This is a genomic window from Parablautia muri (assembly GCF_009917485.1).
Lineage (GTDB): Bacteria > Bacillota > Clostridia > Lachnospirales > Lachnospiraceae > Suilimivivens > Suilimivivens muri.
In genome coordinates, this window is record NZ_QZDT01000207.1 from 1 (window position 1) to 550 (window position 550).

Below are 550 nucleotides of genomic sequence, written 5' to 3' on the forward strand. Positions count from 1 at the left end.
AAAAGGGAATTAAAATCATTGCCCCGTCGCCCTATAAAATCAAACAGGAAATGCAGAAAATCGACCCGCACACGCAGAAGCCCATAATCGGCAAGGACGGGAAGCCTGTCACCGAGGAAAAGGAAGTCACCATACCCGCCTACAAGGTGGTATCAGTCTTTGACGTTTCCCAGACCGAGGGAAAGGAGCTGCCGGACATTGCCGTTGACGAACTGACAGGCGACGTTGACCGCTACAAGGATTTTTTCGCAGCCCTTGAAAAGACTTCCCCCGTTCCTATCGCCTTTGAAGAAATCGAGGGCGGCTCTCATGGCTACTACCACTTGGAGGACAAGCGCATTGCTATCAACGAGGGCATGAGCGAATTGCAGACCTTAAAGACCGCCATTCACGAAATCGCCCATGCGAAGCTGCACGACATTGACCTCAACGCGCCAAAGGACGAGCAGCAGCCCCACATTGACCGCCGCACCCGCGAAGTCGAAGCGGAAAGCGTCGCCTATACTGTCTGCCAACATTACGGGCTTGATACGTCGGACTACTCTTTCGG

1 protein-coding gene is annotated in these 550 nt (G+C 53.5%); it reads left to right on the forward strand.

Annotated features, from left to right (window positions below):
- Positions 1-550: ImmA/IrrE family metallo-endopeptidase (locus tag D5281_RS25260; RefSeq protein WP_160562578.1), on the forward strand; the 550-nt coding region annotated here is incomplete at both ends.